Here is a 25,802-nt window from a genome sequence, read left to right on the forward strand (position 1 = left end):
AGGAGGGCATTTTGTCGGTATTTGTGAAACGGAGCTAAAGCATCCCGGAAGAAATTCTGACATACTCGGCAGGCAGGCATAGAGGTGATCTCATTGAATTGATAGCACAATCAGTAGATCACAAAACTCTATGCCTGTCTTTTTTCACCCGCCCATTACTGGGGATCCCTCAGCGCACGAGGCGGGCTTTAGATTAACCAGGCAGTCTTAGAACTGGTAGGTGATACCCACGGCGAACTGATCGTCGGTGGCTGCGCCACTTACCGCCGCGTCTTCATCATCGATCAGATTGAATTTGTATGCGGTGTAAACGTTGAAGTTTTTGTTGAAATAGTACCAGGCACCCAATTCAACGTAGTTCATGATATCCGCATTAGTGTCTTCTTTGGCGCCCAGGTCTTTACCTTTCGCGTAGACATAGCCCAGGGATGGACGCAGGCCAAAATCAAACTGATACTGAACAACGGCTTCGATGTTCTGGGTGTGATTGGCAAAGCTGCCAAAAGTCGTTTTCTCCAGCGGAGTCATGTTACGGGATTCACCGTACATGACTGATGCATACAGACTATTTGCATCGTATTTAGCCGCCAGGTTCCAGACTTCAGCTTTTTCGCCTCTGCGGTCCGCAGCTTGTTCATCAGTACGGTCAGAGTTGCTGTAGGCGCCAACGAAACCGAAGCCGTCAAAGTTGTAGTTAACGGAGAAACCAAAACCGTCGCCGTTTGATTTTTTCGCGGTGGTATCGTTGTTTTTACCCTGATACTGCAGAGCAAAGTTCAGGCCATCCACCATGCCGAAGAAGTCGGTGTTACGGTAGGTTGCTACGCCGTTGGTACGGCCGGTCATGAAGTTATCGGTGTAAACCAGACCGTCACCACCCCACTCAACGAGCATATCAGTGTAACCCGCCGCGTCATAAACCACGCCGTAGTTACGACCATAATCGAATGAACCGTAGTCGCTGAATTTCAGACCGGCGAATGCTAAACGAGTAGCGCTGCCCTGCTGACCTTCCGGTTTGTCCGCTTTGATGTTGTATTCAAACTGGCCATAGCCGGTCAGTTCATTGCTAATCTGGGTCTCGCCTTTGACGCCGAAACGCGCATAGGAGGTATCGTCAGAGTTGTTGTTGCCGCCATCATGGGTCATGATGTGTTCGCCAACCATTTTGCCGTAGAAATCCAGTTTGTTGCCGTTCTTATTATAGATCTCTGCTGCATTAGCCGCGCCAGCAACTAATAAAGCTGGAACCAGAATTGCCAGTACTTTTCTTTTCATTATATATTCCCTTTTGATTATAATTAATATGAATTGTGTCATTCCTTCCGGGGTGACTATTAAATACTAACGACGAAGTTCATTTTTCTTTAAATTAAAAATGTAACTAAATTATATCTAATATTACAAAATGTTTCCGTTCTATTCATTATATTTAAATTGTATTGGTGTTTGAAAATTTATTTATTGTGTTTATGTCTTTTAATAACATTGCTTTATGATTGGTTTTGTATGATTTTTGTTGTCCATAAGCTTCATGTGCTCTATGAATTGCGGGGTTGTATTTATATGTTATATGTTTATTTCTCAATCTCTTATTGCCGCCGCTTTTCTGTAAAGATAAAGCGAAGGGCGAGCAAGCAAATATGATATTTGAGGCAGGGAAGGTGGGGGTGAATATGGTCTCAGAAATTCAGTTATATTCATTAATTTGTATTATTTAAAAACGAAATGAATTCATTGACTATATGTAGCAGGCGATAGGGTCGTGCTCCCGACCGGTGCGCAAAGTCGAACCCGTGAGAGAGGGAACTGCTGTTTTGCAGGCGTTTTCGCTATATAATGTGACAGATATCACATTTTTACCGGTGGGTGATAGGGTTGTGAAGTAGATGGAGAACAAATGAATGGAAGATAAAGCGAAAAGAAGTCCTGGCGGGAAACTGGCGCTGTGGGCATTTTACGCCTTTTGCGGCTATTTCCTGTGGGCGATGGCGCGTTACTGGTGGGTTGTGGGGAAGATTGAAAGCGTGCCCGGCGCGACGATTGACGGCGAGCTCGGCTCAACGGCAGGAAAATGGATTGGCGCGCTGCTGGGTTTCCTTGTATTGGGTATTGTCGGGACCCTTCTCGGGGCGATCGCCTGGTACACGCGTCCTAATCCGCAGATGTATGAACATCACGATTAAAATTGCTATGCTCGTTGCTGGCCTTATATCAAAGGAACGCGCATGGACCTTTATCACTGGCAGCAACGATTTGAAGCCTGGCTAAGCCAACATCACGGGCAAGAGGATGCTGCTCACGATATTTCACACTTCCGCCGGGTATGGGCTACCGCGCAGCAGTTGGCCGAAGAGACCGCTGCCGACCGCCTGGTGATCCTCACTGCCTGCTACTTTCATGACATTGTCAGTCTGGCGAAAAATCATCCTGAGCGAAGCCGTTCTTCCGCGATGGCGGCGGAAAAAACGCTGGCTATCCTTCAGTCCGCTTTTCCTGATTTCCCCCCGGAACGCTACGCGGCGGTTTTACACGCGATTGAAGCCCACAGTTTTAGCGCGGCAATTGCTCCGCAAAGCGAAGAAGCGAAAATCGTCCAGGATGCCGATCGCCTTGAGGCGCTGGGGGCGATAGGGCTGGCGCGCGTATTTGCGGTGTCCGGCGCGCTGAACAATAGCTTATTTGATGCCCGCGATCCCTTTGCTGACCGGCGGGAACTGGATGACAAAACGTATGCGCTGGATCACTTCCAGTGCAAGCTGCTGCGTTTGCCGAAAAAGATGCAGACAGAAAAGGGCAGGGCAATGGCGGTGCACAATGCGCGTTTTCTGGTGCAGTTTATGGCCAAGCTAAGCGCAGAGCTTCGCGGAGAGCCGATGGCGCTTGATGCTGAGGTTTTGCAGCGCTTTGATCCACTAGCATAAAACTGACCGCGCTATTTATGGTAACCTCTGCACAAATAGTCGGGCTGGTTGAGGTTATGGCGCAAAATTTATCCAAGGAAAATCCCCCGTCTTTGAAGGTTGAACATACCGGAGAAGACGCGCAGGCGCTATTGCGTCAGCTAATGGCGATATACGATGTCAAAACGCTGGTCGCGCAGTTAATTGCCGTCGGCGAGCAGCACTGGAGCCCGGCTATCCTCAAGCGCGTTGCGACGGTAGCGCGCGCGGCAGGTCGTATCACCCGCCAGGAGCAGGCTCACCTGCGCACGCTCCTGCCGGAGCCGCCGGCGCATCATCCGCATTATGGGTTCCGCTTCGTCGATCTGTTTGCCGGTATCGGCGGTATTCGCCACGGTTTTGAAGCGATTGGCGGGCAATGCGTGTTTACCAGCGAATGGAATAAACATGCGGTGCGCACCTATAAAGCCAACTGGTACTGCGATCCTGAGCAGCATCGTTTCAATGAAGACATCCGCGATGTGACTTTGAGCCATCTCCCTGAGGTGAGCGAGGAAGAAGCCGCGCAGCATATACGCCAGACTATCCCGCAGCATGACGTTTTACTGGCCGGCTTCCCCTGCCAGCCGTTTTCTCTCGCCGGCGTGTCGAAGAAGAATGCCCTTGGTCGCGCTCACGGCTTTGCCTGTGAAACGCAGGGGACGCTGTTTTTTGACGTGGTCAGGATTATCGCCGCCCGTCAGCCGCCGATTTTTGTTCTGGAGAACGTCAAAAACCTGAAGAGTCACGATCGGGGGCGGACGTTTCGTATCATTATGCAGACGCTGGATGAGCTGGGGTACGAGGTTGCCGACGCGGCGCATACCGGGGCGGATGACCCTAAAGTCATCGACGGGCGTTATTTTTTACCCCAGCACCGGGAGCGTATTGTGCTGGTGGGTTTCCGGCGCGATCTCCAGCTGCATGAGGGATTTACCCTGCGCGATATCGCCGCTCTCTATCCCACTCGCCGGCCGACCTTTGGCGAGCTGCTGGAGCCCGCGGTTGACGACAAATTTATTCTCACCAGGGTGCTGTGGAAGTATCTCTATCGCTACGCGCGTAAGCACCAGGAGCGGGGGAACGGTTTTGGCTACGGGCTCGTCGACCCAACGAATCCGCACAGCGTGGCGCGAACGCTCTCTGCCCGCTATTACAAAGATGGCGCGGAAATCCTCATTGACCGGGGCTGGGATCGGCCTCTGGGCGAAAAGCATTTTGATGACCCTGAAAACCAGCTTCGTCGTCCGCGCAGGCTGACGCCCCGCGAGTGCGCGAGGCTTATGGGTTTTGAGACGCCGCAGGGGTATCGCTTCCGTATTCCGGTCTCGGATACCCAGGCCTATCGCCAGTTTGGCAATTCCGTCGTCGTGCCGGTATTTGCGGCGGTGGCGAAGCTGCTGGCGCCGCGTATTGAACAAGCGGTTGCCAGGCGTGAGCAAGAGATTAACCATGGCCGACGTTCACGATAAAGCCACCCGCAGTAAAAACATGCGCGCGATAGGCACCCGCGATACGGCAATAGAGAAACGGCTGGCTGGGCTACTGGCGGTCGCCGGATTCTCTTTTACCGTACAGGATGTCGCGCTGCCCGGCCGCCCGGATTTTGTCGTGGCGGACTATCAGTGCGTTATCTTTACCCACGGCTGCTTCTGGCATCATCATGATTGCTATCTGTTCAAGGTTCCCGCCACAAGAACCGCGTTCTGGCTGGATAAAATAGCCAAAAACGTGGCGCGCGATCGCCGGGATATCGGGCGGCTGGCTGAGCAGGGATGGCGGGTGCTGGTGGTCTGGGAGTGCGCGCTGCGCGGGCGAAAGAAGCTCAACGACGACGCGCTGGGAGAACGGCTGGAAGAGTGGATCTGCGGCGGCGGTCAGTGCGCGCAGATCGATACTCAGGGCATAGGTGTGCTGGACGTTACTTCTGCGCCTTACAGGATGTAATTTCACGACGCGCCGGGAGCAGGTATTTGCCGAGCGTCACCAGAATGACCGCGAAGATGATAATCCCGAGCGCCAGCCACTCTACGGCAGATAAGCTTTCTCCGGCAAAACCGGTTCCCAGCAGTACGGCGACCACCGGGTTTACGTAGGCATAGCTGGTCGCTACCGCCGGTGTTACGTTACGAATCAAATACATATATGCGTTAATGGCGATAAGCGAACCGAAGATAGCCAGATAGGCGACGGCAAAAATACCGGACCACGACGGCATCTGGGTTAATTTTTCTCCGGTTAGCGCCGAGGCAATCATCAGCACGACGCCTGCCGCCAGCATCTCAATGGCGCCCGCCATCATCCCCGTTGGTAGCTCGATTCGCGAGCCGTAGACGGAACCAAACGCCCAGCTCATTGAACCGATAAGTATCAGCAGTGCGCCCCAGGGGTTACCGTTCAGGTTGCCGCCGCTGTTGAGCAGTACGATCCCCGCGAGGCCAATAGCGATACCCAACCACTCAAGCTTACGGGTCGCAATACCAAAAAAGCGGCTAAAACATAGGGTGAACAGCGGCACCGTCGCGACCATGACCGCCGCAATGCCTGAAGGCACGTGCTGATGTTCAGCGAGCGTCACAAAGCCATTACCTACCGCCAGCAGCAGCACACCAATCAGCGCCGCGTTAAGCAGCGGCTTTCGCGCAGGCAGCTTATGACCGGTTGCCAGTAGCCAGGCGGTCAGCACCGCGCCCGCGGAAAGAAAACGCACGCCAGCCATCATCAGCGGAGGCCAGCTGGCGACGCCGACGGCGATAGCGAAATAGGTGGAACCCCAGATGATATACAGCGCAAACAGCGCCCCGATGAGCGGTAACAGCTGACGGGTAGACATACTTCCTCACGACGGTGCAGAGATAGAAAGGGGACGTATAGTAAACGTGAAAACTATCGTGCTGGCGAGCGCTTTAATTCGCCTGCTATGGTTAAATTTTTGTTGACTATGGACACCGGTGGGCGAAAAAGCGCTTTTGCTTCATACTTCAGGAGGAACAATCATAAATGAAGGAATGCAATTTTGGCGGGAAGTAGTCTATTAACCTTATTGGATGATATTGCCACGTTACTCGATGATATTTCGGTCATGGGGAAACTGGCAGCAAAAAAAACGGCAGGCGTATTGGGAGACGATCTCTCGCTTAATGCTCAACAGGTCACCGGCGTGCGGGCCAACCGCGAACTGCCGGTCGTTTGGGGCGTAGCCAAAGGCTCATTGATCAATAAAGTCATCCTGGTGCCGCTGGCGTTGTTGATCAGCGCTTTTATTCCGTGGGCGATTACGCCGCTGCTGATGCTGGGGGGCGCGTTTCTGTGCTTTGAAGGCGTCGAGAAGGTGCTGCACAGCCTGCAGGCGCGCAAACACAAGGAGGATCCGCAGGTTCGCCAGCGGCGGCTTGAGGCCCTGGCGAACCAGGACCCTATGGCTTTTGAACGGGATAAAGTGAAAGGGGCGATACGCACCGATTTTATTTTGTCGGCTGAAATTGTCGCCATCACGCTTGGGATTGTGGCGGAAGCGCCGTTATTGAATCAGATCCTGATTTTATCCGGCATCGCGCTTCTGGTGACGGTGGGGGTCTACGGTCTGGTGGGGATCATCGTCAAGCTGGATGATATGGGCTACTGGCTGGTGGAGAAAACCAGCTCGCTGGCGCAGTGGACAGGCAAGGCGTTGTTGGCGATCGCGCCCCGTCTGATGAAAGTGTTGTCCATTGTTGGCACTCTGGCGATGTTCCTGGTGGGCGGCGGTATTGTAGTCCACGGTATTGCGCCACTGCACCACGCTATTGAAAATCTGGCCCATGGGCAGAACGGGGTCATTGCCTCGCTGCTGCCAACGGGCGCCAACCTGGTGCTGGGATTCATCATTGGCGCCATCGTGCTGGCTGGAGTGAAAGCGATTGCCGCTCTGCGTCGTCCGGCAAAGTAAATGTGCTCCTGGTCATGCAAAGTGGTTCAGCTTCGTCTATGTTAAATCTGTTTCTTCCTGATACCGGAGGCAAAAATGGTCTTGTTGGTCAGTGATGAAGTCAGGCGTAAAAGCGGTGGCCCCAGAATGGTCGTTACCGGGTTCGCCAATGGCATGGTTGAATGTCGCTGGTATGACGGTTACGGCGTTAAGCGCGAGGCGTTTCGTGAAGATGAACTTATTCGCGGAGGGGGAGGGAAGCTGAACCGCTCCTGACCCGTTATCAGCGCCCGGCATTCGTCGGGCGCTTTCATATTAATGGTTGTTTTACGAACAGGGAGCGTGGATGACGTTTGCTTCTTTAACCGTGCTGCGAGAAAACGATGGATAAGCTGATGTGGGTGAAAAAATTGCGCCAGATTTTAAGCCCCGGATATGTGGTTAACCTCTGTTTTTTTATCGTCTTCTGCTTTTCCACGTTATTGATATGGCGTGAGATCAAGGTCCTGGAAGAAGCCTACGTCGCAAATCAGCGCAATAATCTTGAAAACGTTTCCCATGAGTTCGACAGCCTGCTGCAGTTTAATATCGACAGAATGATTTTTTTTCGTAACGGGATGCAATCGGCGCTGGGAACGCCGCTGGATTTTGTCGTATTGCGCAAGGCGGAAGAGGATTATTTAAAAAAGCGGCATGATCCCCTCTGGTCCGTTGAGATTCATAACCGGCGGACGCTGCCGGTCTATGGCGTTGCCGATGCATTTGTCGACGGCGACGCGCTTCTCTCTCGCGATAATTCCTTTTCCGGCAATGAGCTCATGGCCACTCTTGAGCTGGGCTATATGCTGCGTCTGGCTAATAACAACCGTGGTTTTGCGAAACGTATGCTGTACGTGTCGCGCAATGGCTTTTTTACCACCACCGAGCCGCTGAAGAATGCGACACAGGCGCTGGCGCTGTATTCGCGGGCGACAAGCGCCCCCTGGTTTACCCGGCAAACGCAGAGGAATAATCCTGCTCGCGGCATCGTGTGGCAAACCTTTCCCGATGAGGCGTCGCAGCGCGAAATGCAGGTGGTGACGGCGTCTATTCCGCTTGATTTCCAGCGCTATTGGCTCGGCGTACTGGCAATGGATTTCTCGGTACAAGAGATGAAAACGTTTCTGGTCAATGCGATTAAAACGGGCGAAGAGGGCGAGTACCAGCTTTACGATAATCAGCTCAATTTGATTGCCTCTTCCGCGCCGGGCAACGTACTAACGCTGCTGTCGCCGCGGGAACAGGAGATGCTGAGCCGCGCGTCTTCTCATGAGAATCAGGGAGGGATTCGCCTGGTCACGCGTTATATCAGCTGGGAAAACTTACGCAATTTTGATGGGGTACTGATCCGTATCCATACGATCCGGGAAGGCGTCCGCGGTGACTTTGGCAGCATCACCATTGCTTTAATGCTGATGTGGCTCATGTTCACGCTGATGTTGATGATCTCCTGGCTGGTGATCCGCCGAATGGTGCGCAATATGAGCGTGCTGCAGACCTCCCTGGAGTGGCAGGCCTGGCACGATGCGTTAACCCGCCTATTAAACCGCGGCGCGCTGTTTGAACGCGCCACTGCAGAAACTCGCCTGAGCGAGCGTTTAAAGCGGCCCGTTGCGGTGATTCAGCTCGATCTGGATTATTTCAAAAGCGTTAACGACCTGTACGGCCATCACGCGGGCGATCGCGTGCTGTCACTGGTGGCCAGTACTATCGCCAGCCATATTCGGCAAGGCGATCTTGCGGGGAGAGTTGGCGGGGAGGAGTTTTGTATTGTGCTGCCGAATACCGCGTTAAAAGAAGCGAAGGCGATTGCTGAACGGATCCGTATCCGGATCAATAGCCGCGAAATTTTGCTGGGTAACAGCACGTCTTTGCGTATTACCGCTTCGTTTGGGGTGAGCTGTAGCGAGGATTCGGGTGAGTATAACTTTGAAAATTTGCAGTCTGTTGCCGATCATCGCCTGTATCTGGCCAAGCAAAACGGACGCGATCGGGTCTGCGCCGAAGGGTAAAATTAATTCCTCATGTAAATAAATTGAATTGAAATCATCCACTACGGTTATTTTAGTGAGATTATTCTTAAAAAACGTTTGGCGGCGATCGGACGTTCGTGGAAGAACAAATGTCCGCAGTCCTTGCCTGGCGAGCGTTGCCGGCGTGAGGGGGAAGGTAAGCCACATTTTTCAATAATTTGCTTCATGAATGTTTGTTGTCATGCAAAATAATTGAGGGTAATGTTTGTAGCGCATCGGATATCCTGGTGTAACGAATTTTCAAGTGCTTCTTGCATTAGCAAGCTTCATCCCGACTCCTGCGAGTCGGGATTTTTTTCGCTCAGAATTCAGCGGTTGGCTTCCGTGATGCTGAAATCATGGATATCGAGCTCAAAGGCCTCAGCCAGCTCGCGCCAGGTGTGGTAACCCCGGCCATCAATACTGACGTGGTGGGGATCGTCTTGCGTACGCTGAACTTCACTTTCGCTGATTTCATTAATCGCCGCCAGCAGGGCGTCAACGTCTACGCTTCCTGCGCCTTGATTTTCTTTGGCGGTTTTCATTGCGGGTACCTCGCTTAACTCAGACAGGGCTATTTAAGTATAGTCGGTCTACAAAAACAGCAGTTACCGGGCAGGACACTGCGCGATCGGCAGTTTTGTTCTACACTGGCTCAAAAATAGAGGAGATGAGTTATGCAGGTAAACGATCGTGTCACGGTGAAGACCGATGGTGGCCCACGTCGATCGGGTGTTGTACTGGCGATAGAGTCGTTTAGCGAAGGCGTAATGTATCTGGTTTCGCTGGAAGATTACCCGCTCGGGATCTGGTTTTTTAATGAGAACGGTCATCCCGACGGTATTTTCGTTGAGCGGGACGAGTGATTTGCCTCAAGTGAACTGGCGGCAGCGGCCGCCAGCGTCTTTCAACGCAGGTTGACGTGAATTCCGGAGGTGATGTTTTCAGCCAGTCGTACGATATGATAAATCACCTGTTTGTTGTGGGTATGAATTTTCTTTTTAATATTGCCCTTATGCGATGAGACGGTTTTGGCCTTAATGTTCATCTGCGCTGATATGTGCGAGGTTCCGTGCCCGGCCATCCACATCTGCAGCATATTTGATTCGGTCTGGCTTAAGGACAGCGTGGGGATATTAATCCGGGTGGGACGATAGTTCTCATATTTCAGGCGGATGGCAAGGATGTCGTCCAGGTCTTTTTCGGTTAGTGATTTAGAGCAGATAAGTAAGTTTTTGCGCACCAGCAGATAGTGATCGAAATGTATATTCGCCAGGGACATAAAGATAACAAATAGCGTCGCAGGATACTGGCTAATGATTTGCCGGATAAGCTGGTTGCTCTCTTCATGATGAATAAAGCAGTCTTCGTTGATAAATACCACCGTCGGGCGGCTGGTCTCGCAGAGAGCCTTCAGGCTCTGCGCACTGTGTACTTCAGTGATATCGCGCTTCCTTACCCCTCTGCCCGTCAGGTACCCGGTTAATCCCAGCCGGGTGAAGCTGCACAAATCCATGATAATCGTTGACATGACCCATCCTCAATCAACACGTAACGATAATTTATTCCTCGCTGACAAGCGCGATGAAGTCCATTTTGTTAGCAATAAAAAAACGACTGCTGCCGTGGAACCATTAGGCAGCCTGAACTATTCCGTAATAAGCCCCATAATTTGCCAGGAATATTCTCAAAGTAAAGGCTACAAATCGCTATGTGGAGGAAATAAAAACAATAAATACCCGTCATATATAAGTTTGCCATTTTGGTGGCTTTTTAAAATAGGATTATCCTTATATTGAATGGTTAAAATAACATCGGCTGATTTATGGGTTTTATTCGATGGGTTAGAATAACTTAACATTCGAAGGCTATTTTTTACCATATTGGGTGTGCCCGACGTTCGCCCTGCTGCGCTGTTGCCGAATCGCGAAGGGTGGCGAGCTTAACGCTTTAATGCCACAATGTTTTTTTATCGGTGTGTGGGATGGATGATGAAAAAGATAGTGTTTGCTGGCGCTCTGCTGGCCCTGGCCGGCTGTGTTCAGGTTGATAGCTACAGCGAGGTTGTTAAAGCGCCAGCGCCGGCTGGGCTGGAAGGATACTGGCAATCGGCCGGCCCGCAGAGTGAAATGATGAGCCCGGATGCGATTGCGAGCCTGATCGTCACCAAAGAGGGCAATACCCTTGACTGTCGCCAGTGGCAGCGGGTTATCGTCCTGCCGGGTAAATTAATGAAGCGTGATGATGCGGTTTATAACGTCACCTCCGCGTTGGATGTTTATCCGATTGAGCGCGAAGGCGATACCCTGAGCTACGACCGGATGACGCTCAAGCGGGTGGATCGTCTCACCCCTGAGTGTGAACAGGCATGGAAAAAGGCCTCGGCTGATAAAAGCGGGCAATAAGCTTTTTGCGGGCTGAAACCCTTCTCAGCCCGCGGCGTTTCTCTGTATTTTATAGCGCCTCTTCGATAACCCAGACGCTGACGCTGCCGCCGTTACAGGTAAAAACCCCGTTTCCTTCATCGTCGGTTTCAATCACTTCCTCGCGGTTGCCGAGAAAATCACGCCAGCGTTTATTACGGTAGTTTTCCCCCAGAGGAAGCGTTTTTTCTCCGTCGTCACCGTTGGAAAGCACCACCACGCAGCCCGGATCCTCTTCGGTGCCGCTGCGGCTGAAAGCGATACAGTTCGGATGATCGAACCACAGCGTTTGTACGCCGTGAGCAAAACGCTGACGGGCATCGATCAGTTCGTGTAATTGCTCGATAACCGGCATCTCAATGGCGTAGGTCTCGCCGTCGCCGCCGGTATCTTCGTAGCTGGCGCCGAACAGGTCGGCATAAAAGACGGACGGAACGCCGTTTTCACGTAACAAAATGAGCGCATAAGCCAGCGGTTTGAACCAGGCCTCAACCGGAGCCTCCAGCGCCTGCAGCGGCTGGGTATCATGGTTGGTCACCAGGGTTACGGCGTGGAACGGGTCGGCTTCCACCAGGGTGCCGCTAAAAATCTGGCTCATGTCATAGTCGCGACCCTGCCGCGAGGCTTCATGGAATTTCATCTGCAGCGGCGCGTCAAAGAGCATCGTCTTACCGTCAACCATGTCGATATACTGCTGGAGCTTATCGACTTCATGCGACCAGTATTCCGCCACGATAAACAGCGGCTTTGTCGCCACCTCCTGGACGTGGTCAATCCACTCTTTATAAAACCAGGCGGGGATATGTTTAACCGCATCGAGGCGGAAGCCATCGCAGCCGGTCTGTTCCATCACCCAGCGGGCCCAGTACTTAATCTCCTCAGTTACCGCCCGATTGCGAAAATCGATATTTTCACCCATCAGGTAGTCGAAGTTACCCATTTCATCATCAACCTGATCGTTCCATCCCTCTCCGGTATAGTCGTTGACGATTTTAAACACGCCATCTTCATCAGGATTCTCAATATGGTCGATGCCGCTGAAGCACTTATAATCCCAGATGAATTCAGAGTATTTGCCGGCGCGTACCGGGAAGGTGTAGCGCGTCCAGGCTTCACATTCCACAATCTCCTCGGCGATTTGCGTGCGGTCGTTTTGATCAACCCGCTGAATACGTACCGGCTCCTTTTCATCCGCGCCCATTTTATGGTTGACCACGACGTCAAGAAGTACGGCGATATCGTGCTGGCGCAGGGCGGATATGGCGGCCAGCAGCTGGGCTTTATCGCCATATTTTGTGGCGACAGACCCCTTCTGGTCGAATTCGCCGAGGTCAAACAGATCGTAGCAATCATAACCGACAGAGTAGCCGCCGGAGGCGCCTTTGTAGGCAGGAGGCAACCAAATCATGTTAATGCCGATTTCGTTGAGGTTTGGCGCCAGGGCTTCGACTTCACGCCATAACTCGCCGCCGGTGGGGTAGTACCAGTGAAAGCACTGCAGTAACGTGGGGTTTTTCATCTTCCATGCTCCATACGTCATCAAGCTGACCATTGCAGTATGAGAGATATCCAGCAAAATGGAGATGTTTTCGATACGTTTTCACTATGCCCTAAAAGGCATCATATATAATAATTTGGAATAAGATGTAGCGTATCGATGTTGGTGACTAAGGTTAAACGCCTTACACTACAGCAAAATATCACTCTTTTAGGGGTATCTATGAAATTAGCACTTCTGGGTCGTCAGGCGCTGATGGACGCAATGGCCGTCGTATTAATGACCGGCGTCAGCGTAAAAACCTTTGCTGCTGAAAATCTGCTTAATCAGGTTAAAGAACGCGGCACGCTACGCGTGGGTCTGGAAGGGACATATCCGCCATTCAGCTATCAGGGAGATGACGGTAAGCTGACCGGCTTCGAGGTGGATTTTGCTAATGAACTGGCGAAACATCTGGGCGTGAAGGCTGACCTTAAACCCACGAAATGGGACGGCATGCTGGCTTCGCTGGACTCTAAACGTATCGATGTGGTGATAAACCAGGTCACTATTTCCGATCAGCGTAAGCAAAAATATGACTTCTCGACGCCGTACACCGTTTCCGGGATCCAGGCGCTGGTGAAAAAAGGTAACGAAGGCGTGATTAAAACTGCAGCCGACCTGAAAGGTAAGAAAGTTGGCGTCGGCCTGGGGACCAACTACGAAGAGTGGCTGCGCCAGAACGTACAGGGCGTCGACATTCGGACTTATGATGATGACCCGACGAAATACCAGGATCTGCGCGTAGGGCGAATTGACGCCATCCTGGTTGACCGCCTGGCAGCGCTGGATCTGGTGAAGAAAACCGGTAACACCCTTGCCGTCACCGGTGAAGCCTTCTCTCGCCAGGAGTCCGGCGTCGCTCTGCGCAAAGGTAATGAAGACCTGCTGAAAGCGGTTGATGGCGCCATTGCGGATATGCAAAAAGACGGCAGCCTGAAGGCGCTCTCGGAAAAATGGTTTGGCGCTGACGTCACGAAGTAACGGCCAGCGGTGAAAAAAGGCGCTCCTGATAGCGCCTTTTTTTATTTCGCGCGTCACAGCGTGCATAATCAAGGATAATTCAGTCAGGAGGTCTTATGTCACTGCAAAATTTAACCCTATTCCCGCGTCTGGAACTGATTGGCGCGCCGACGCCGCTGGAATATCTGCCGCGCTTGTCCGATTACCTTGGCCGCGAAATTTTTATCAAGCGCGATGATGTGACCCCGCTTGCGATGGGGGGCAACAAGCTACGTAAGCTTGAATTTCTGGCTGCCGATGCGCTGCGAGAAGGGGCGGATACCCTGATTACCGCAGGAGCTATCCAGTCCAACCATGTGCGCCAGACGGCGGCGGTGGCGGCTAAGCTGGGCCTGCACTGCGTGGCGCTGCTGGAGAATCCAATGGGAACCCGGGCTGAGAACTACCTGACCAACGGTAACCGACTGCTGCTTGACCTGTTTAATACTCAGGTCGAAATGTGCGACGCGCTGACCGATCCTAATGCTCAGCTGGAAGCGCTGGCGACCCGCATTGAAGCTCAGGGCTATCGTCCGTACGTGATTCCGGTTGGCGGTTCGAACGCGCTGGGCGCGCTGGGCTATGTGGAGAGCGCGCTGGAAATTGCCCAGCAGTGCGAAGGGGCGGTCGAGCTCTCCTCAGTGGTCGTCGCCTCCGGCAGCGCCGGTACGCATGCCGGCCTCGCCGTGGGACTGGAGCAGCTGATGCCCAATGCCGAGCTTATCGGCGTGACCGTATCGCGCAGCGTGGCTGACCAGCTGCCAAAAGTGGCTGCGCTGCAGCAGGCGGTGGCAAATAGCCTGGAACTGGAGGCTAAGGCCGGTATTCAGCTGTGGGATGAGTACTTTGCGCCGGGTTACGGAATACCGAACGACGAAGGGATGGCGGCGGTGAAGCTGCTGGCGCAGCTGGAAGGTATCCTGCTGGATCCGGTGTATACCGGGAAGGCGATGGCCGGATTGATTGATGGTATCAGCCAGAAGCGCTTTAAGGATGAAGGCCCAATACTGTTTGTTCACACCGGCGGTGCGCCTGCTCTGTTCGCCTATCATCCTCATATCTAATGCAGAACACATAGAATGCAAGAGAGTATCCAACTGGTTATTGATTCCGCGCCTTTTCTGCTGAAGGGCGCGGTATTTACGCTACAGCTCAGCATCGGCGGCATGTTTTTTGGCCTCGTGCTGGGGTTTATTTTGGCGCTGATGCGCATGTCGCCCGTCTGGCCGATTAAATGGCTGGCGCGGATGTACATCTCCATCTTTCGCGGAACGCCGCTGATTGCGCAGCTGTTTATGATCTATTACGGCTTGCCGCAGTTCGGCATTGAGCTGGATCCTATTCCCGCGGCGATGATCGGCCTGTCTTTAAACACGGCGGCCTACGCGGCGGAAACGCTGCGCGCAGCGATTGCCTCCATCGATAAAGGGCAGTGGGAGGCCGCGGCGAGTATTGGTATGACGCGCTGGCAGGCTATGCGCCGCGCGATTCTTCCTCAGGCCGCGCGCGTGGCGTTACCGCCGCTTTCCAACAGTTTTATCAGCCTGGTGAAAGATACCTCGCTGGCGGCAACTATCCAGGTGCCAGAACTGTTCCGTCAGGCTCAGCTGATCACCTCCCGGACGCTGGAGGTATTCACCATGTACCTGGCCGCTTCGCTTATCTACTGGGTAATGGCAACGGTGCTTTCCACGCTGCAAAACTATTTTGAAAATCAGCTGAACCGCCAGGAGCGAGATCCAAAATGAGTGCGATTGAAGTCAAAAACCTGGTGAAAAAATTCCATGGCCAGACGGTGCTTCATGGTATCGACCTTGAGGTTCAACAAGGGGAAGTGGTGGCGATTATCGGTCCCAGCGGTTCGGGGAAAACGACGCTGCTGCGCAGTATTAATCTCCTGGAGCAGCCGGAAAGCGGCACGATTCGCGTAGGCGACGTGACGATCGATGCCGGGCGCAGCATCAACCAGCAAAAAACGGCCATTCGCCGCCTGCGTCAGCACGTGGGCTTTGTGTTTCAGAATTTTAATCTTTTCCCCCACCGTACGGTGATGGAAAACATTATCGAAGGGCCGGTCATCGTTAAAGGGGAGGATAAAAATGAATCCATCGCCCGGGCGCGTGAACTGCTGACGAAAGTTGGGCTTACCGGTAAAGAAAATAGCTACCCGCGTCGTTTGTCCGGCGGGCAGCAGCAGCGCGTGGCGATTGCTCGCGCGCTGGCGATGCGTCCGGATGTCATTTTGTTTGATGAGCCAACGTCGGCATTAGATCCTGAACTGGTAGGGGAGGTACTCAATACCATTCGCCAGCTGGCGCAGGAGAGGCGCACGATGGTGATCGTGACCCATGAGATGAGCTTTGCCCGCGACGTGGCGGACCGCGCTATTTTTATGGATCAGGGGCGTATCGTTGAACAGGGTGAAGCAAAAGCGCTGTTTGCCAATCCTCAGCACGCGCGTACCCGCCAGTTCCTCGAAAAATTCCTGATGCAGTAATCGCCCCGCGCCGGCCGCATTCGCTCAGGCTTGTGCTGACGGATGCGGCCGGGCAGCGCTGAATAACCGGTTTATCAGCAAAAAAAGTATGTCCGGATAGTGGTCATAAGCAACGACGATACATCTGTCAAGGTTTTGTGCCACATCAATTGGCATAATTTTTTAACGTATCCGGTACTTTCGCCGGACGTAGTCTAATAAATGCGGTGGCTGCCATTTTTTATACATATAAGCAGGATTTATGTGTTAGTTTTATGTATTTATAATAATGATTATCACTCAGGAGTTATTTGGTTAGTTATGAGGGACAATGATTTTTTCAGCTGGCGGCGGGAAATGCTGCAACAATTTCAGTCCGTTTCTGCAGGCGAGGGGGTTTATCATCTTCTGCAGCAGGAAGCAAAAGGGCTGGAATATGACTACTTCGCACTCTGCGTACGGCATCCCGTGCCTTTTACTCGGCCCAGGGTGACGCTGCAATCGACCTATCCTCAGGCCTGGATGGCGCATTATCAAGCCGAGAATTATCTGGCGATCGACCCGGTGCTGCGCAAGGAGAATTTCCTTCGTGGGCATCTGCCATGGAACGACAAGCTATTCCATGATACACCGGAATTATGGGACGGCGCGCGCGACCATGGATTACGCAAGGGCGTCACGCAGTGCCTGACGCTGCCGAACCATGCTCAGGGATTCTTATCCGTTTCAGGAACCAGCCATAGCCAGGGACCCTTTGCGGAAGATGAACTGGAGATGCGCTTAAGAACGCTAACCGAATTGAGCCTGCTGACGCTTTTGCGCCTGGAGGACGAGATGGTTATGCCGCCGGAAATGAAATTTAGTCGACGTGAACTGGAGATTTTGAAATGGACGGCGGAAGGGAAAACCTCGGCTGAGGTGGCAATGATTCTGTCTATCTCAGAAAATACCGTCAATTTCCATCAGAAAAATATGCAGCGAAAATTCAACGCGCCAAACAAAACCCAAATTGCCTGCTATGCAGTAGCGACGGGCTTAATTTGATCTCATGTGTTGTTCTGCGTGCCAGACGTAAGACCGGCTGTTAGTAATACCTTCAGCCGGTAATTGATTACTGACGATATGCCTGCTTAATTTGCTTAACGGTGCAGGAGAATACGGCAGCCTGAGCCTCATCTTCCATCTGCGCGATTTGCTTTTCCATTTTAATAATCACGCGGCCTGCATCAGCCTGACCCATGGCCTGCAGCATCAGCGTTATCATTGCTTTCAGACACGAAACTTCCTGTGCCAGTTCTTGGTTATTTTCCGCAGTGGAAAAATCTGGAGTGCTCATCTATATCCTCGGTTGCTTTCTGCGCAATTGCGCATGACTAAAAGTGAAGGCGGCGCAGTATACCACAAGCAAAGGAAAAAAAAGGAGTGCTTGATTTCTGTTCTTTCATCCGAGTGGTGAATGATTTAATTGACTGAATAATACGTATTCATGAGATCTAAGCGTGTTAATTTTTTCGTACGGCCCGTTTTCGTGTTAATAATTGTTACATATTCAGGCACATATTTATCGCCTGCGCAATGTGTTGTGTTTTTACGTAATCTGTATGATGAATGTTAAAAAATAACTGTTGTACAACTCTATGTTATGTATGGCTTTCCAGCGGGTGTGCAGACAAATTTCCATAATTGCGCAAGAAATCTTTCCCAGCACATTTTTTGGCTTTCAAAATTAGGTTAAAACCCGGTAATATGTGGGAGATAAGCTATCAGTAGCGTTATCCCTAATTCTGGAGAATATTCCTTTGATCAACGTCCTTCTTGTTGATGACCACGAACTGGTGCGCGCAGGGATACGACGCATTCTGGAAGATATAAAAGGGATTAAAGTTGCCGGCGAGGCCTGCTGCGGTGAGGATGCCGTGAAATGGTGCCGCGCGAATCCCGTTGATGTAGTCCTGATGGATATGAACATGCCGGGTATCGGCGGCCTTGAGGCTACGCGAAAAATTGCCCGTTCCGTTGCTGATGCCAAAGTGATTATGCTGACCGTGCATACGGAAAACCCGCTGCCGGCGAAAGTCATGCAGGCCGGGGCTGCTGGCTACCTCAGTAAAGGCGCCGCGCCGCAGGAGGTTGTGAATGCGATTCGCTGCGTGGCATCGGGTCAGCGTTATATCGCCTCTGATATCGCCCAGCAGATGGCGCTAAGCCAGATTGAACCGGAGAAGGCGGAGTCGCCGTTTGCCAGTTTGTCTGAGCGAGAATTGCAGATTATGCTAATGATTACTAAAGGTCAGAAGGTCAACGAGATCTCAGAGCAGTTGAATCTGAGTCCCAAGACCGTGAACAGCTACCGCTATCGTATGTTCAGTAAACTGAACATACACGGCGATGTGGAGCTGACGCACCTGGCAATTCGCCATGGCCTGTGCAATGCGGAGTCGTTAGCAAGTCAGTGAGTGATGTTTTTGATGCAAAAGCTTTCCTGAAAACAGTAACCAGCCAGCCGGGCGTCTATCGTATGTATGACGCTGGCGGTACTGTTATCTATGTAGGCAAAGCGAAAGACCTGAAAAAGCGGCTGAGCAGCTATTTTCGCAGCAACCTGGCTTCGCGTAAAACCGAAGCGCTGGTGGCGCTTATCGCCCAGATTGACGTTACCGTGACCCACACCGAAACGGAAGCGCTGCTGCTTGAGCATAATTACATCAAGCTATACCAGCCGCGTTACAACGTGCTGCTGCGCGATGATAAATCCTATCCCTTTATTTTCCTTAGCGGCGATACGCATCCTCGCCTGGCGACGCATCGTGGGGCGAAGCATGCGAAAGGCGAATATTTTGGCCCGTTCCCCAACGGCTACGCGGTTCGCGAGACGTTAGCGCTGCTGCAAAAAATCTTCCCTATCCGCCAGTGTGAGAACAGCGTCTATCGCAACCGTTCGCGGCCTTGCCTGCAGTATCAAATTGGCCGCTGTCTGGGGCCGTGCGTTGCCGGACTGGTGAGTGAGGAAGAGTATGCCCAGCAGGTCGACTACGTGCGCCTGTTCCTGGCGGGCAAAGACGATCAGGTACTGACTCAGCTGATTGCCCGCATGGAAAAGGCCAGTCAGGCGCTGGAATTTGAAGAGGCAGCGCGGATCCGCGACCAGATTCAGGCCGTACGTCGGGTAACGGAGAAACAGTTCGTCTCCAATACCGGTGACGATCTGGATGTTATTGGCGTCTCGTTTGATGCCGGCATGGCGTGCGTCCACGTGCTGTTTATCCGCCAGGGTAAAGTCCTTGGTAGCCGCAGCTATTTCCCCAAAGTGCCGAATGGCACCGAACTCGGTGAAGTGGTGGAAACCTTTGTCGGACAGTTCTATTTGCAGGGCAGCCAGATGCGGACGCTGCCGGGCGAGATCCTGCTGGATTTTAACCTGGGCGACAAAACCCTGCTGGCGGATTCGCTCTCAGAGCTGGCCGGGCGCCGGGTTAACGTACAGACCAAACCCCGCGGCGATCGCGCCCGTTACCTGAAGCTGGCGCGCACGAACGCCGCGACGGCGCTGACCACCAAGCTTTCCCAGCATTCAACGATTACGCAACGTTTGCGGGCGCTGGCGACATTACTCAAGCTTCCGGCCGTCAATCGGATGGAATGCTTTGACATCAGCCATACGATGGGCGAACAGACGGTGGCGTCGTGCGTGGTTTTTGATAGCAACGGACCGCTGCGCGCAGAGTATCGCCGTTACAATATCACCGGTATCACGCCGGGAGATGATTACGCGGCGATGAATCAGGTCCTGCGTCGTCGCTACGGTAAGGCAATAGAAGAGAGTAAAATTCCCGATGTTATCCTGATCGACGGCGGTAAAGGCCAGCTTGGGCAGGCGAAGACGGTTTTTGCCGAGCTGGACGTGCCGTGGGATAAAAGTCACCCTCTGTTATTGGGCGTGGCAAAAGGCAGCGATCGTAAAGCGGGCCTGGAGACGTTATTCTTTGAACCGGAAGGCGAGGGCTTTAGTCTGCCGCCGGACTCCCCCGCGCTGCATGTGATTCAGCATATTCGCGACGAGTCGCACGATCACGCCATTACCGGCCACCGTAAGAAACGGGCAAAAGTAAAAAGCACCAGCACGCTGGAAACCATTGAGGGGGTCGGACCCAAACGCCGACAGATGCTGCTGAAATATATGGGCGGCCTGCAGGGGTTGCAGAAAGCCAGCGTCGAAGAAATTGCGCAAGTACCGGGTATATCTCACGGTCTGGCAGAAAAGATCTTCTACTCGTTGAAACATTAGGGGCTCTGTAGCAACATAGGGCTAATTTTTACTTACAACAGATAGTTACCCGTTACTATGCAATTTAATATCCCTACGTTGCTTACTCTGTTTCGCGTCATTCTTATCCCGTTCTTTGTACTGGCGTTTTATCTGCCGTTTACCTGGGCCCCTTTTGCCTGTGCGCTAATTTTCTTTGTCGCAGCGGTGACCGACTGGTTTGATGGTTATCTGGCGCGTCGCTGGAATCAGAGCACGCGTTTCGGCGCTTTCCTCGATCCGGTCGCGGATAAAGTCATGGTGGCTATTGCGATGGTACTGGTTGCCGAGCATTACCATACCTGGTGGGTGACGTTACCGGCCGCCACCATGATCGCGCGTGAAATTATTATCTCCGCGCTGCGCGAGTGGATGGCTGAACTGGGCAAGCGCAGCAGCGTGGCGGTGTCATGGATAGGCAAAGTCAAAACCACGGCGCAAATGGCCGCGCTGGTGTGGATGCTGTGGCGCCCAAATATCTGGGTTGAATGGGCGGGGATTGGTCTGTTCCTCGTGGCGGCGGTGCTGACGCTGTGGTCCATGCTGCAGTATTTGAACGCGGCGCGCGGCGATTTGCTTGATCAGTGATCGTTTCGGCGCAATTTTCAGCAAACAACACAAGGTTTTAAAAAATATCGTTGACTCATTGCGCCAGGTAAGTAGAATGCAACGCATCGAACGGCAGCACTGTCTGACAGACGATAACAAAATCAAGTAATTAGCAAATTAGCTTGATGATGCGGGAATAGCTCAGTTGGTAGAGCACGACCTTGCCAAGGTCGGGGTCGCGAGTTCGAGTCTCGTTTCCCGCTCCAGTTTACAACATCGGCATCAGCGGGTGTTCAAGCATTAAGGCGCGTTAGCAAAGCGGTTATGTAGCGGATTGCAAATCCGTCTAGTCCGGTTCGACTCCGGAACGCGCCTCCAATTTCTATCCCGAGCCCGGATGGTGGAATCGGTAGACACAAGGGATTTAAAATCCCTCGGCGTTCGCGCTGTGCGGGTTCAAGTCCCGCTCCGGGTACCATTGGGATAAAGCAGAATAATCAAAGCAATAAGCAGTGTCGTGAAACCACCTACGGGTGGTTTTTTTGTTTTTGTATTGCCATAACCTCGCTTTTGAACCTCAGCCCACCTCAATCATTTTTGTCATAGGACAAAACCCGCTTCTGTTGTTACTCTGTGTCGGCAATCTATCATTATCTCAATAAGTGGGGATGAAATGTTTACTGGCCTCTGCGCTTTTCCTCTGACTCCGTTACATCAGCATAGCGTTGATGAAACCGCTTTTGCCCGGATTGTCACTCGCCTCGCCGAATCTGCCGTCGATGCTCTCGGCGTGCTCGGTTCCACGGGAAGCTATGCCTGGCTCAGCCGCGAGCAGAGAATGCAAGTTATCCGACAGGCCAAATCGCATGCCGGAGCGGTGCCGCTTATGGCAGGGATCGGCGCGTTGGGGACCGATCGGGTCCTTCGTCTGGCAGAGGATGCGCAGCGGGCTGGCGCCAATGCGCTGCTCCTGCCGGCAATCGCCTATCAGCCACTGACGGAAGAGGAGATTTTTGCTTTTTACCAGACCGTCACCCGCGAAGTCTCCGTGCCCGTCTGCGTTTACGACAACCCCGTTACCACGCATGTGACGACCTCGGATGCGCTTAAAGGCGCGATCGCTGCGCTGCCGGGAATCGCCTCAATTAAAATACCGGGTCCCGCTAAAAATGACGTCACACGGCGCGTTCAGAGCCTGCGGCGGCAGCTACCGGCTGAGGTGACGATCGGGATTAGCGGAGACGCCTGCGCGGCCGATGGCCTGAACGCCGGCTGCGAAGTCTGGTATTCGGTGTGCGGCGGCCTGTTCCCGCACGTCGCCAAAGAGCTGACGGCGGCCGCGACGCGGGGGGAGGCTCAGCGGGCGGAGGCAATAAGCGCCAGGCTGGAGCCGCTGTGGACGCTCTACAGAAAGTATGGCGGAAGCCTGCGGGTCACTGCCGCAGCGGCGACGATCCTCGGTATGTGCGGTGAGGATTGTTTGCCGCGCCCCCTGTTACCGCTTTCGCCGGATGCCTTTCGTGAGATTGCTGAGACGCTGCGCAGCCTGAACCTTGAGTAGCCGGGTGGTTTTCTCTCGCTATTTCCGCTACTGTAAGCGCCATTTTTTACGACGATGAGCCTGTTTATGAAAACTGGACCCCTGAACGAAAGCGAAGTTGAATGGCTGGACGATATCCTGTCGAAATACGCGGTAGAAGGCACCATCATGGACGTTGCCGAGCTTGATGGGCTGCTGACGGCCATTCTCTCCGGGCCGACGGAGATTGAACCCGCGCAGTGGCTGCTTGCTATCTGGGGCGGAGCGGATAACGTGCCGCGCTGGGCCAACGATCGCGAGCGGGATCGTTTTGTGAACCTGACGCTGCAGCAAATGAGCGATATTGCCGAGCGCTTGAGCGATTATCCCGAACAGTTCGAACCGATGTTCGGCAGCCGCGAAGAGGAAGGGCAGGAGCTCACGATTGTTGAAGAGTGGTGCTTCGGCTATATGCGCGGAGTGGGGCTGAGCGACTGGTCCGCGTTGCCGGCTGAGCTGCAGGCGGAGCTGGACGTGATTGCCCTGCACGGTACCGAGGAGCGATTTGAGGCGCTTGATGAATTATCCGCGGAAGAGTTTGTCGCCAGCGTTGAGCGAATTCGTCCTGCCGCCCTGGCGCTTTATAACTACTGGACTGAGCACGCGCAACCGGCGGAAGTTCAGCAGCCCATCCGGAATGAGGCGAAGGTGGGGCGCAACGATCCTTGCCCGTGCGGCAGCGGTAAGAAATATAAGCAGTGCTGTTTAGCCAAATAAAAGAAGGGGCCAATATGGCCCCCTTCTTTTTACCCCACCGCGGGCAGCAAGCCTGCGGCAATCGCGAACTGGATCGCGACGATGCCGATCCCGCAGAGCAGGACGAGCCACAGCGCCGCTGAGCCTCCCGCGACCCGCCATGCTGCATCAGGATGCTGTTTGCGGCTCTTCATGACCAGCAGCGCAGGCAGCATGAGCGCCAGCACGGCCAGCGCGACGCCCGCATAGCCTAACGCCATCACGAAGCCACGCGGGTAAAATAGCGCGAACGCCAGCGGGGGCAAAAAGGTAATCAGGCCGCTCTGTATCCGTCCACCGGCGCTGTTCTGGCGTTGAAACAGATCGGCCAGATAGTCGAATAACCCAAGCGCCACGCCGAGAAATGACGTCGCCAGCGCCAGATCGGCAAACAGATGCACCGCCAGCTCAACGTGCGGTGAGGCGACCACTTCGCGGATAGCTTCCAGCAGCCCGTTAAGCCCGGCATTTTTTGCCAGCAGCGCGGTAAAGACGGGAGAGTCAATGCTGCCGAGCGTCGCCAGCTGCCAGAAAATATAGGCGACCAGGGGAATAAAGCTCCCGATGACAAATACCCGACGCAGCTTGCGAATATCCCCGCCCAGATAGCTCACAATACTGGGTATGCTGCCGTGAAAACCAAACGAAGTAAAAATCACCGGAATCGCTGACAGAGCCAGTCCCTGCTGTAGCGGCAGCGTCAGTAAATTTACCTGGTGAATATGCGGCAGCAGCAGAGCCAGCATAATGGCGAGAAAGATAATTTTTGCGCTGAACAGAAAGCGGTTAAAAAGATCGACCAGCGAGGTTCCGATACACACTACCGTCCCGCCGATCCCGGTAAAAATCAGGACGCCTGCCGCAGGAGGCAGTCGCCAGTCCAGCCACTGGTTGAGGCTGGAGGCCAGCAGCTCGCCGGCGCCGCTAATATAGGCCGCGGTGAGAGCGTACAGCAGAAACAGCATGCAAAACCCGGTAGCCCACTGCCCGTAGCGGCCGAGATAGCGCGCGGCCAGCGACCCCAGTCCCATATCAGCCGGCACGTGCTGATACACTTCCAGCAGCAATAAGGCGGTATAACACATCAGCGCCCACAGCGTTATCAGCAAACCAAACGTTACGCCGAAACCCACGCCCGCCGAGGCCAGCGGCATCGCTAACATCCCTGCGCCGATTGTGGTGCCGGCAACGATTAAAATACTACCCAGAGTGCGGTTCTTCACGCTTTTCTCTATCCATCACGGAATACACAATTAATTATGCCGCGCAGAGTATGTGAAATCAGTGAGTTCGTCAAATGAGGGTTACAGGGAGTGTAATGATAACTTTACGATGCCAGGGGTTTGCGCGAAAGCTGCGCTGGCGCAAGAATCCGCCGTCCTGGCTGGTTTATTCTTCGGCCTTTACGGGAGGGGTTATGCCATCGACTCATGGTCACGAAGTACTGCAAATGATGATTTCATCAGGCGAGTCTTACACTGTTGCTACGCTGGAAGCGGCGATTATCGACCGTTTTGGGAAAGAGGTTCGATTCCATACCTGCTCGGCGGAAAATCTGAGCGCGGCGGAGCTGGTGGCGTTTTTGCAGAAAAAAGGCAAATTTATTGCCGCTGAGGAAGGATTTAATACGCACGAAAGTAAAATTTGCCGCCATTAATACTCATACGGCAGCGAACGCCGGGCGTCGCTGCCGTAATTATTAATTTTGTGTATCGAGCGTTGCCAGCTCTTTATCAATAAAGTACAGGCCTTCACCGCTTTTACCGGCAAGGGTCAATTTATCAATAACGGATTTAAACAGTTTCTCTTCTTCGTGCTGCTCAGCAACGTACCACTGCAGGAAATTAAATGTCGGATAATCCTGGCTGGTCATTGCCGCATGGGCCAGTTCGTTAATTTTCTGCGTAATCAGCTGTTCATGTTCGTAGGTGACGCGAAATAGCTCATCCAGGGACGCATATTCGGCGAAAGGTGAGGCGATAGCCGTGATGCAGGGCAGGCTGCCGGTATCGGTCAGATAGTCGAACAGGCGCTGCATATGGGTCATTTCTTCCTGCGCGTGGCGACGCAGAAACGCGGCGGCGCCTTCAAAACTGTGGTAGCTGCACCAAGCGCTCATTTGTTGATAAAGCAGAGAGGAATAAAGTTCGAGATTCATCTGCGCATTCAGCTTGTCGATCATTTCAGTTTTTAGCATCAGGCTGCTCCGGGAAAATAGAATTAAGGATTATTGTGCGCTCACTATAATTTGTTATTAATTTATTTGCAAAAAGTAAATTAATAAAATCATTTATTAAT

Annotated in this window: 28 protein-coding genes and 3 tRNA genes; 23 read left to right on the forward strand and 8 right to left on the reverse strand. The window is 53.1% G+C overall.

Going from position 1 to position 25,802, the window contains the following annotated elements; translation table 11 throughout:
- Positions 1-207: 207 nt before the first annotated feature.
- On the reverse strand, positions 208-1,278 hold the full coding sequence (locus ACESQ2_RS27735) for a porin (protein ID WP_025106098.1): 1,071 nt from the start codon (positions 1,276-1,278) through the stop codon (positions 208-210).
- 626 nt (positions 1,279-1,904) lie between these two features.
- Here ACESQ2_RS27735 and drpB point away from each other — a divergent pair.
- The 4 genes from drpB to ACESQ2_RS27755 are packed head-to-tail and all read left to right on the forward strand — an operon-like array spanning position 1,905 to position 4,889.
- Positions 1,905-2,186 carry a cell division protein DrpB gene (gene drpB, locus ACESQ2_RS27740; protein WP_004852229.1) on the forward strand — a complete coding sequence of 94 codons (282 nt, stop codon included), beginning with the start codon at positions 1,905-1,907 and terminating at the stop codon, positions 2,184-2,186.
- Positions 2,187-2,228: 42 nt separating this feature from the next.
- A complete protein-coding gene (locus tag ACESQ2_RS27745) occupies positions 2,229-2,924 on the forward strand; it encodes a phosphohydrolase (RefSeq protein ID WP_049069768.1) in 696 nt (231 codons plus the stop codon).
- Positions 2,925-2,980: 56 nt separating this feature from the next.
- The gene (locus tag ACESQ2_RS27750; RefSeq protein ID WP_025106099.1) at positions 2,981-4,414 is read left to right on the forward strand and encodes a DNA cytosine methyltransferase; all 1,434 of its coding nucleotides are present in this window, start codon (positions 2,981-2,983) and stop codon (positions 4,412-4,414) included.
- Positions 4,395-4,889, forward strand: coding sequence for a very short patch repair endonuclease (locus ACESQ2_RS27755; protein WP_046878070.1), 495 nt, complete (start codon positions 4,395-4,397; stop codon positions 4,887-4,889). Before ACESQ2_RS27750 ends, ACESQ2_RS27755 begins: the two co-directional genes overlap by 20 nt.
- Here the strand turns inward: ACESQ2_RS27755 and yedA are convergent.
- A complete protein-coding gene (gene yedA / locus ACESQ2_RS27760) occupies positions 4,864-5,775 on the reverse strand; it encodes a drug/metabolite exporter YedA (RefSeq protein ID WP_049079899.1) in 912 nt (303 codons plus the stop codon). The genes ACESQ2_RS27755 and yedA overlap by 26 nt on opposite strands.
- Before the next feature lie 183 nt (positions 5,776-5,958).
- Between yedA and ACESQ2_RS27765 the strand changes: the two genes are divergently transcribed.
- The 3 genes from ACESQ2_RS27765 to dgcQ all read left to right on the forward strand — a co-directional run bounded on the left by ACESQ2_RS27765 (position 5,959) and on the right by dgcQ (position 8,900).
- Positions 5,959-6,870 carry a DUF808 domain-containing protein gene (locus tag ACESQ2_RS27765; protein WP_004852222.1) on the forward strand — a complete coding sequence of 304 codons (912 nt, stop codon included), beginning with the start codon at positions 5,959-5,961 and terminating at the stop codon, positions 6,868-6,870.
- A 75-nt stretch (positions 6,871-6,945) separates the two neighbouring features.
- Positions 6,946-7,125, forward strand: a complete 180-nt coding sequence (locus tag ACESQ2_RS27770; RefSeq protein WP_025106102.1) for a YodC family protein — start codon at positions 6,946-6,948, stop codon at positions 7,123-7,125.
- A 107-nt stretch (positions 7,126-7,232) separates the two neighbouring features.
- The gene (dgcQ, locus tag ACESQ2_RS27775; protein ID WP_014838854.1) at positions 7,233-8,900 is read left to right on the forward strand and encodes a cellulose biosynthesis regulator diguanylate cyclase DgcQ; all 1,668 of its coding nucleotides are present in this window, start codon (positions 7,233-7,235) and stop codon (positions 8,898-8,900) included.
- Positions 8,901-9,229: 329 nt separating this feature from the next.
- Here the strand turns inward: dgcQ and yodD are convergent, their stop codons facing one another.
- Positions 9,230-9,445 carry a YodD family peroxide/acid resistance protein gene (yodD, locus tag ACESQ2_RS27780; RefSeq protein ID WP_014229881.1) on the reverse strand — a complete coding sequence of 72 codons (216 nt, stop codon included), beginning with the start codon at positions 9,443-9,445 and terminating at the stop codon, positions 9,230-9,232.
- Positions 9,446-9,577: 132 nt separating this feature from the next.
- Between yodD and dsrB the strand changes: the two genes are divergently transcribed.
- Positions 9,578-9,766: a protein DsrB gene (dsrB, locus tag ACESQ2_RS27785; RefSeq protein WP_004136599.1), complete on the forward strand. Its 189-nt coding sequence runs from the start codon at positions 9,578-9,580 to the stop codon at positions 9,764-9,766.
- Positions 9,767-9,807: 41 nt separating this feature from the next.
- On the opposite strand, the gene rcsA is transcribed toward dsrB, so the two are convergent.
- Entirely contained in the window at positions 9,808-10,431 is a 624-nt protein-coding gene (gene rcsA, locus ACESQ2_RS27790; RefSeq protein WP_014229880.1) for a transcriptional regulator RcsA, read from the reverse strand.
- 457 nt (positions 10,432-10,888) lie between these two features.
- On the opposite strand from rcsA, the gene yedD reads away from it, so the two are divergent.
- A complete protein-coding gene (gene yedD / locus ACESQ2_RS27795) occupies positions 10,889-11,305 on the forward strand; it encodes a lipoprotein YedD (protein WP_161505342.1) in 417 nt (138 codons plus the stop codon).
- A gap of 49 nt (positions 11,306-11,354) precedes the next feature.
- Here the strand turns inward: yedD and amyA are convergent, their stop codons facing one another.
- Complete coding sequence (gene amyA / locus ACESQ2_RS27800) at positions 11,355-12,842, reverse strand: alpha-amylase (RefSeq protein ID WP_046878066.1); 1,488 nt, start codon at positions 12,840-12,842, stop codon at positions 11,355-11,357.
- A gap of 201 nt (positions 12,843-13,043) precedes the next feature.
- Here amyA and tcyJ point away from each other — a divergent pair, with 201 nt between their 5' ends.
- The 5 genes from tcyJ to sdiA all read left to right on the forward strand — a co-directional run bounded on the left by tcyJ (position 13,044) and on the right by sdiA (position 17,382).
- Complete coding sequence (gene tcyJ, locus ACESQ2_RS27805) at positions 13,044-13,844, forward strand: cystine ABC transporter substrate-binding protein (protein WP_373171576.1); 801 nt, start codon at positions 13,044-13,046, stop codon at positions 13,842-13,844.
- A gap of 95 nt (positions 13,845-13,939) precedes the next feature.
- A complete protein-coding gene (gene dcyD, locus ACESQ2_RS27810; RefSeq protein WP_025106106.1) occupies positions 13,940-14,926 on the forward strand; it encodes a D-cysteine desulfhydrase in 987 nt (328 codons plus the stop codon).
- A gap of 15 nt (positions 14,927-14,941) precedes the next feature.
- A complete protein-coding gene (gene tcyL, locus ACESQ2_RS27815) occupies positions 14,942-15,610 on the forward strand; it encodes a cystine ABC transporter permease (protein WP_004103458.1) in 669 nt (222 codons plus the stop codon).
- On the forward strand, positions 15,607-16,359 hold the full coding sequence (tcyN, locus tag ACESQ2_RS27820; protein WP_004852203.1) for an L-cystine ABC transporter ATP-binding protein TcyN: 753 nt from the start codon (positions 15,607-15,609) through the stop codon (positions 16,357-16,359). The genes tcyL and tcyN overlap by 4 nt, the downstream gene beginning before the upstream one ends.
- Before the next feature lie 300 nt (positions 16,360-16,659).
- Positions 16,660-17,382 (forward strand): transcriptional regulator SdiA, encoded by a 723-nt coding sequence (gene sdiA, locus ACESQ2_RS27825; protein WP_014229875.1) that lies wholly within the window; start codon positions 16,660-16,662, stop codon positions 17,380-17,382.
- Positions 17,383-17,449: 67 nt separating this feature from the next.
- Here sdiA and ACESQ2_RS27830 read toward each other — a convergent pair whose 3' ends face one another.
- Positions 17,450-17,674 (reverse strand): DUF2594 family protein, encoded by a 225-nt coding sequence (locus tag ACESQ2_RS27830; RefSeq protein ID WP_345911359.1) that lies wholly within the window; start codon positions 17,672-17,674, stop codon positions 17,450-17,452.
- A gap of 463 nt (positions 17,675-18,137) precedes the next feature.
- Here ACESQ2_RS27830 and uvrY point away from each other — a divergent pair, with 463 nt between their 5' ends.
- From uvrY to ACESQ2_RS27870, 8 genes are all read left to right on the forward strand, one after another.
- Positions 18,138-18,794, forward strand: coding sequence for a UvrY/SirA/GacA family response regulator transcription factor (uvrY, locus tag ACESQ2_RS27835; protein WP_004122102.1), 657 nt, complete (start codon positions 18,138-18,140; stop codon positions 18,792-18,794).
- Positions 18,791-20,623: an excinuclease ABC subunit UvrC gene (gene uvrC, locus ACESQ2_RS27840; RefSeq protein WP_004852196.1), complete on the forward strand. Its 1,833-nt coding sequence runs from the start codon at positions 18,791-18,793 to the stop codon at positions 20,621-20,623. Before uvrY ends, uvrC begins: the two co-directional genes overlap by 4 nt.
- A 57-nt stretch (positions 20,624-20,680) precedes the next feature.
- The gene (gene pgsA, locus ACESQ2_RS27845) at positions 20,681-21,229 is read left to right on the forward strand and encodes a CDP-diacylglycerol--glycerol-3-phosphate 3-phosphatidyltransferase (protein ID WP_004122100.1); all 549 of its coding nucleotides are present in this window, start codon (positions 20,681-20,683) and stop codon (positions 21,227-21,229) included.
- 151 nt (positions 21,230-21,380) lie between these two features.
- Positions 21,381-21,456, forward strand: a tRNA-Gly gene (locus tag ACESQ2_RS27850).
- Between the two features lie 38 nt (positions 21,457-21,494).
- Positions 21,495-21,568, forward strand: a tRNA-Cys gene (locus tag ACESQ2_RS27855).
- 13 nt (positions 21,569-21,581) lie between these two features.
- A tRNA-Leu gene (locus tag ACESQ2_RS27860) sits at positions 21,582-21,668 on the forward strand.
- Positions 21,669-21,863: 195 nt separating this feature from the next.
- Complete coding sequence (locus ACESQ2_RS27865; RefSeq protein WP_046878064.1) at positions 21,864-22,751, forward strand: dihydrodipicolinate synthase family protein; 888 nt, start codon at positions 21,864-21,866, stop codon at positions 22,749-22,751.
- A 66-nt stretch (positions 22,752-22,817) separates the two neighbouring features.
- The gene (locus ACESQ2_RS27870) at positions 22,818-23,486 is read left to right on the forward strand and encodes a YecA family protein (protein WP_014229873.1); all 669 of its coding nucleotides are present in this window, start codon (positions 22,818-22,820) and stop codon (positions 23,484-23,486) included.
- 29 nt (positions 23,487-23,515) lie between these two features.
- Here ACESQ2_RS27870 and tyrP read toward each other — a convergent pair whose 3' ends face one another.
- Positions 23,516-24,727: a tyrosine transporter TyrP gene (gene tyrP / locus ACESQ2_RS27875; RefSeq protein ID WP_032693587.1), complete on the reverse strand. Its 1,212-nt coding sequence runs from the start codon at positions 24,725-24,727 to the stop codon at positions 23,516-23,518.
- A 194-nt stretch (positions 24,728-24,921) separates the two neighbouring features.
- Between tyrP and ACESQ2_RS27880 the strand changes: the two genes are divergently transcribed.
- Complete coding sequence (locus ACESQ2_RS27880) at positions 24,922-25,161, forward strand: YecH family metal-binding protein (RefSeq protein WP_049069094.1); 240 nt, start codon at positions 24,922-24,924, stop codon at positions 25,159-25,161.
- A 42-nt stretch (positions 25,162-25,203) separates the two neighbouring features.
- Here the strand turns inward: ACESQ2_RS27880 and ftnA are convergent, their stop codons facing one another.
- Positions 25,204-25,701 (reverse strand): non-heme ferritin, encoded by a 498-nt coding sequence (gene ftnA, locus ACESQ2_RS27885; RefSeq protein ID WP_004852185.1) that lies wholly within the window; start codon positions 25,699-25,701, stop codon positions 25,204-25,206.
- Positions 25,702-25,802 lie beyond the last annotated feature (101 nt).

This window comes from Klebsiella sp. Q11, assembly GCF_964241505.1.
GTDB classification, from domain to species: Bacteria; Pseudomonadota; Gammaproteobacteria; order Enterobacterales; family Enterobacteriaceae; genus Klebsiella; species Klebsiella michiganensis.

What these genes read in the sequence shown, in the direction of transcription:
- yedD (WP_161505342.1), top strand. Translation starts at nt 10,889, where the DNA reads ATGATGAAAAAGATAGTGTTTGCTGGCGCTCTGCTGGCCCTGGCCGGC.
- ACESQ2_RS27755 (WP_046878070.1), top strand. Translation starts at nt 4,395, where the DNA reads ATGGCCGACGTTCACGATAAAGCCACCCGCAGTAAAAACATGCGCGCG.
- ACESQ2_RS27870 (WP_014229873.1), top strand. Translation starts at nt 22,818, where the DNA reads ATGAAAACTGGACCCCTGAACGAAAGCGAAGTTGAATGGCTGGACGAT.
- ftnA (WP_004852185.1), bottom strand. Translation starts at nt 25,701, where the DNA reads ATGCTAAAAACTGAAATGATCGACAAGCTGAATGCGCAGATGAATCTC.
- ACESQ2_RS27770 (WP_025106102.1), top strand. Translation starts at nt 6,946, where the DNA reads ATGGTCTTGTTGGTCAGTGATGAAGTCAGGCGTAAAAGCGGTGGCCCC.
- pgsA (WP_004122100.1), top strand. Translation starts at nt 20,681, where the DNA reads ATGCAATTTAATATCCCTACGTTGCTTACTCTGTTTCGCGTCATTCTT.
- ACESQ2_RS27750 (WP_025106099.1), top strand. Translation starts at nt 2,981, where the DNA reads ATGGCGCAAAATTTATCCAAGGAAAATCCCCCGTCTTTGAAGGTTGAA.
- dsrB (WP_004136599.1), top strand. Translation starts at nt 9,578, where the DNA reads ATGCAGGTAAACGATCGTGTCACGGTGAAGACCGATGGTGGCCCACGT.
- dcyD (WP_025106106.1), top strand. Translation starts at nt 13,940, where the DNA reads ATGTCACTGCAAAATTTAACCCTATTCCCGCGTCTGGAACTGATTGGC.
- yedA (WP_049079899.1), bottom strand. Translation starts at nt 5,775, where the DNA reads ATGTCTACCCGTCAGCTGTTACCGCTCATCGGGGCGCTGTTTGCGCTG.
- yodD (WP_014229881.1), bottom strand. Translation starts at nt 9,445, where the DNA reads ATGAAAACCGCCAAAGAAAATCAAGGCGCAGGAAGCGTAGACGTTGAC.
- rcsA (WP_014229880.1), bottom strand. Translation starts at nt 10,431, where the DNA reads ATGTCAACGATTATCATGGATTTGTGCAGCTTCACCCGGCTGGGATTA.
- sdiA (WP_014229875.1), top strand. Translation starts at nt 16,660, where the DNA reads ATGAGGGACAATGATTTTTTCAGCTGGCGGCGGGAAATGCTGCAACAA.
- ACESQ2_RS27865 (WP_046878064.1), top strand. Translation starts at nt 21,864, where the DNA reads ATGTTTACTGGCCTCTGCGCTTTTCCTCTGACTCCGTTACATCAGCAT.
- ACESQ2_RS27880 (WP_049069094.1), top strand. Translation starts at nt 24,922, where the DNA reads ATGCCATCGACTCATGGTCACGAAGTACTGCAAATGATGATTTCATCA.
- ACESQ2_RS27735 (WP_025106098.1), bottom strand. Translation starts at nt 1,278, where the DNA reads ATGAAAAGAAAAGTACTGGCAATTCTGGTTCCAGCTTTATTAGTTGCT.
- ACESQ2_RS27745 (WP_049069768.1), top strand. Translation starts at nt 2,229, where the DNA reads ATGGACCTTTATCACTGGCAGCAACGATTTGAAGCCTGGCTAAGCCAA.
- tcyJ (WP_373171576.1), top strand. Translation starts at nt 13,044, where the DNA reads ATGAAATTAGCACTTCTGGGTCGTCAGGCGCTGATGGACGCAATGGCC.
- dgcQ (WP_014838854.1), top strand. Translation starts at nt 7,233, where the DNA reads ATGGATAAGCTGATGTGGGTGAAAAAATTGCGCCAGATTTTAAGCCCC.
- amyA (WP_046878066.1), bottom strand. Translation starts at nt 12,842, where the DNA reads ATGAAAAACCCCACGTTACTGCAGTGCTTTCACTGGTACTACCCCACC.
- ACESQ2_RS27830 (WP_345911359.1), bottom strand. Translation starts at nt 17,674, where the DNA reads ATGAGCACTCCAGATTTTTCCACTGCGGAAAATAACCAAGAACTGGCA.
- tcyN (WP_004852203.1), top strand. Translation starts at nt 15,607, where the DNA reads ATGAGTGCGATTGAAGTCAAAAACCTGGTGAAAAAATTCCATGGCCAG.
- drpB (WP_004852229.1), top strand. Translation starts at nt 1,905, where the DNA reads ATGGAAGATAAAGCGAAAAGAAGTCCTGGCGGGAAACTGGCGCTGTGG.
- tcyL (WP_004103458.1), top strand. Translation starts at nt 14,942, where the DNA reads ATGCAAGAGAGTATCCAACTGGTTATTGATTCCGCGCCTTTTCTGCTG.